This is a genomic window from Porticoccus sp. (genome assembly GCF_041592135.1).
In the GTDB taxonomy this organism is placed as follows: domain Bacteria; phylum Pseudomonadota; class Gammaproteobacteria; order Pseudomonadales; family Porticoccaceae; genus Porticoccus.
Genome location: NZ_JBFHQR010000188.1, coordinates 1 through 3,104, shown reverse-complemented (window position 1 = coordinate 3,104; position 3,104 = coordinate 1). Strand labels below are relative to the sequence as shown.

General features: G+C 60.6%; 5 protein-coding genes. 2 read left to right on the top strand and 3 right to left on the bottom strand.

What is annotated here, in order from left to right; all coding sequences use genetic code 11:
- Positions 1-656 (bottom strand): tRNA (5-methylaminomethyl-2-thiouridine)(34)-methyltransferase MnmC2 (gene mnmC2, locus ABY948_RS11840; protein WP_461482740.1); only part of this gene is annotated, 656 nt, incomplete at its 3' end.
- Positions 657-742: 86 nt separating this feature from the next.
- Between mnmC2 and ABY948_RS11835 the strand changes: the two genes are divergently transcribed.
- The gene (locus ABY948_RS11835) at positions 743-1,141 is read left to right on the top strand and encodes an MAPEG family protein (RefSeq protein ID WP_461482739.1); all 399 of its coding nucleotides are present in this window, start codon (positions 743-745) and stop codon (positions 1,139-1,141) included.
- Here ABY948_RS11835 and fldB read toward each other — a convergent pair.
- A complete protein-coding gene (fldB, locus tag ABY948_RS11830) occupies positions 1,138-1,668 on the bottom strand; it encodes a flavodoxin FldB (RefSeq protein WP_461482738.1) in 531 nt (176 codons plus the stop codon). The genes ABY948_RS11835 and fldB overlap by 4 nt on opposite strands.
- Before the next feature lie 92 nt (positions 1,669-1,760).
- Positions 1,761-2,225: a tRNA (uridine(34)/cytosine(34)/5-carboxymethylaminomethyluridine(34)-2'-O)-methyltransferase TrmL gene (gene trmL / locus ABY948_RS11825; RefSeq protein ID WP_461482737.1), complete on the bottom strand. Its 465-nt coding sequence runs from the start codon at positions 2,223-2,225 to the stop codon at positions 1,761-1,763.
- A 141-nt stretch (positions 2,226-2,366) separates the two neighbouring features.
- Between trmL and ABY948_RS11820 the strand changes: the two genes are divergently transcribed.
- On the top strand, positions 2,367-3,104 hold a 738-nt coding region (locus ABY948_RS11820), incomplete at its 3' end, for a VIT1/CCC1 transporter family protein (protein ID WP_461482736.1).

Sequence of the window (3,104 nt, the reverse complement as noted above, 5' to 3'; positions counted from 1 at the left end):
GCGGTAAAGGTGCTGAAGCTGGTACCGGCATCGCTCAGGTCGGCAATGGCCCGAAACAGCTCGTCGTTCCACATGGCCGGGTTCTTGGCCGGGGCGAAGCCATCCAGGAACCAGGCATCGATCACGGGATTGCCCCGGCGGCGGAACAGCGGGTGGTCGCTGCCTTTGAGCCCGACGAACATCTCCCCGGCATCGCCGTACAGCAGGGTCAGCACAATGCGCTTGTCCGCCAGGTAAAGGCGATGAATACCGGCCACGGCGGGGGGATACTGCTCGATCAGTTCATTGGCCAGGGTCGACAGCTCCGGCCACAGGGTCAGCGCCTGGCACAGGTCGTGCCGGGACAGGGGGTATTTCTCCGCCGACACAAAGTGCAATCTCGCCTGCGGATCGCCGACCTGGGCCAGCCAGGCACTGGCGGCGGTAAGGAAGTTGAGGCCGGTGCCGAAACCGGTTTCACCGATGGTGAATAGCGGTCGATGCCATTGCTGCCATCGCCCCGGCAGGCCGTTGTGTCGCAGGAAGACAAAGCGGCTTTCCTCGATGCCGCTGGCGCGGGAGAAATAGACATCGTCAAATTCATCCGACCGGGGCTGACCGCGGTCATCCCAACGGATGGTGGCCTGCGTTAACGGCACTGACGGGGTAGCGGACATGGGGGTTTCCTGGCTCCGGGGACGGCATTTTAGCAGCAGAGTCCGGTTGTGGTTTAATCGGGGCTGTTTCTCTGGAGGATATCGGGATGCCCAATACCTTCAGTATGGAAATTTCCGCCATATATATGGCGCTCTGCGGCATGCTGTTGGTCGCCCTGGCATTGCGAGTGGTGCGCGGCCGCTGGCAGTATCGGGTCGGGATCGGCGACGGGGAAAACAAGGCGCTGAGCCGTCTCATCCGGGTGCACGGCAATGCGACGGAATACCTGCCGATGGCGTTATTGCTGTTGCTGGCGGTGGAAAATGCGCTGGGCGCGGCCTGGCCGGTGCACGCCCTGGGCAGTCTGCTGGTGGTCAGCCGCCTGCTGCACGCCTTCGGCTTGGGGAAAAGTGCCGGGTCGTCCATGCCGCGTTTTCTCGGCACGGCGGGCAGCTGGGCGATGATTCTGGTATCGGCGGGAATTGTGCTGGCGAACAGTTTTTAGTCTTCGCCCAGGTCAAATTCGCGGCGAATTTGCGCGCACCAGTCTTTGATGCGCTGATCGGTCAGTTCGAACTGGTTTTCGTCGTCGATGGCGAGGCCGACAAAGTGTTGGCCGTCCTCGGTGAGGGCCCTGGATTCTGCAAACTCGAAGCCTTCGACCGGCCAGTAACCGACGGTCTGGGCGCCCAGGTTGCGCACCTTGGCCCACAGGTAGCCGAGGGCATCGAGAAACCACTCGGGATAGCCCAGCTGGTCGCCGAGGCCGAACAACGCCACGGTTTTGCCGGTGAAGTCCAGTTGCTCGAGGTCGTCCCAGCAGTTCTCCCAGTCCTCCTGCAGCTCGCCGTAGTCCCAGGTGGGGATGCCGAGAATCAGCAGGTCATAGTCGGCCATCGTAGACACTGGTGTCTCGGCGATGTTGTATACATCCACCAGCGCCTCGCCGAGGTCGGCGGCGATTTTCTCGGCCACCATCTCGGTGTAGCAGGTGGAGGAGCCGTAAAACAGGCCGATGGGTGCTGGATTCATCTGCTGGGTAAGGGTTGGTTGCTGTTGGCGGGTGATTTTACGGCCATTATTCCCGCGCTGCACCCCATCCCTGGGTTACCCATGGGAAGCCCCTAGATTGCGCCGGCAAAGCCGAGTTGGCGCCAGGCCTCGTAGACGACCAGGGCGGCGGCATTGGAGAGGTTGAGGCTGCGACTTGCCGGCTGCATGGGAATGCGCAGCACGTTTTCCGGCGGCAGCGCCGCGCGGAATGCCTCGGGCAGGCCGCGGGTCTCCGGGCCGAACACCAGGGTGTCACCGGCCTGAAACGCAACGTCGCTATAACGTCGCTGGCCCTTGGTACTGATGGCGAATACCCGCTGCGGATGTGCGCTGTCCACAAAGGCGGGCCAGTTGGCATGGACTTTGGCATCCTGCCATTCCCGGTAATCCAGTCCGGCCCGGCGCAGTCGTTTGTCGTCCAGTTCAAAGCCGAGGGGCTCGATCAGGTGCAGGGCAAATCCGGTATTGGCGCAGAGCCGTATGATATTGCCGGTATTGGGGGGGATTTCGGGTTCAAACAGGACGAGATTCAGCATGATGTCAGTACATATATTTCTGTGTGCGCTATCATGCAACTGGATTGGCCGCTTGGCCAGCTTTCACCCGCACCCCGCTGTGTCTGTGCCCGCCAGCATGAACGATTGGCGATCCTGAAGTTGTAATGGCCAGGAGTTACGATGGAAAGTCATGACCAATTGACTGAGCTTGAGGAGTTCAAGGCTCACCACCACCCCCACCTGATTGCGCAGCGGCTCGAAGAGGGCCCCGATTCCATTTACCTGAAAGAATTCATCTACGGTGCCGTCGACGGCGCCATTACCACGTTTGCCATTGTTGCCGGGGTGGCCGGGGCGGGTCTGCTGCCCGGTGTCATCATTATCCTCGGGTTTGCCAATCTGCTGGCCGACGGTTTCAGCATGGCGGTGAGCAATTATCTTGGCACGCGCGCGGAAAACCAGCACCGCCAGAAAATTCGTCATCGTGAGAATGAGGAAATCGATAAATTCCCCGAAGGGGAAGTGGAAGAGGTGCGCCAGATTTATGCCCGCAAGGGCTTTCGCGGCAATCTCCTGGAAGATGCGGTCGGGGTGATTGTTTCGGACCGAGAGAAGTGGGTGGATACCATGGTTCAGGAGGAGTTCGGTCTAACGCTGCAAGCCCACAATGCCTTCAAGGCGGGGATGGCGACCTTTGTCGCTTTCTGCATTGTCGGCTTTAGTCCACGGATCACCTATGTGGCCAACTGGATTGTGCCGGGCATGGTGGCCGAACCGTTCTTCTGGTCCACGCTGCTGACGGTGGTGGCCTTTTTCTGGGTGGGGGCCATGAAGGGCCGTTTTGTGGACCAGCACTGGTTTATTTCGGGGCTTGAAACGGTGGGTATTGGCGGCATTGCCGCCGCCATGGCCTATGGT

Coding starts and splice junctions, on each gene's coding strand:
- trmL (WP_461482737.1), bottom strand. CDS start 2,225: ATGCTGAATCTCGTCCTGTTTGAACCCGAAATCCCCCCCAATACCGGC.
- ABY948_RS11835 (WP_461482739.1), top strand. CDS start 743: ATGCCCAATACCTTCAGTATGGAAATTTCCGCCATATATATGGCGCTC.
- fldB (WP_461482738.1), bottom strand. CDS start 1,668: ATGAATCCAGCACCCATCGGCCTGTTTTACGGCTCCTCCACCTGCTAC.